This window comes from Lysobacter sp. P5_C4 (assembly GCF_054049695.1).
The window spans coordinates 1-585 of the sequence record NZ_JBFULX010000018.1 but is presented as its reverse complement, the minus strand read 5'-3'; the positions used below and the strand labels follow the sequence as shown (position 1 = coordinate 585).

1 pseudogene is annotated in these 585 nt (G+C 53.0%); it reads left to right on the top strand.

Annotation, left to right across the window (positions count from 1 at the left end):
- A pseudogene (locus ACXJJ8_RS15440) lies at positions 1-585 on the top strand (hypothetical protein); the annotation flags it as partial.

Here is a 585-nt window from a genome sequence, read left to right as displayed (position 1 = left end):
GTATCCGCGAATCCGCTGCTCGGTTGGGTTTCAGAACAATTGGTGCGTTACGGCGGTGCGGCTAGTCTAGCCGAAACTGATGAGTTGATTGGCGCGGAGCCCTATGTCTTGTCAAAAGTACGTAACGTGGAAACCGCGCGCAAATTTCTGGAACTTGTGAACCGATTTAAGGAGCGCACTTCCTGGCACGGCACAAGTGCGGAAGGTAACCCGTCAGGTGGCAACATGTATCGCGGCTTGTACAACATCTATCTCAAGTCTATAGGCGCCGCTATGAAGAAAGATCCGACAACGCGGATCGATTATGCAACTGAGTACGGGGAGCTCATGAAGGATGGCGGCTACTATTTCATGGACAGCCCTGGCACTGACCTGGAGAGCATCGCCGGACAGGTAGCCGCCGGCTGCAACATGATCTTCTTTACAACGGGAAATGGTTCGATCACCAACTTTCCGTATGTGCCTACGGTCAAGGTGGTCACGACAACTCGCCGCTTCCAATTGCTTTCGAATGATATGGATGTGAACGCGGGGCAGTATCTGGAAGGCAAGTCGATGGATGAGCTGGGCCAAGAGGTATTCGAG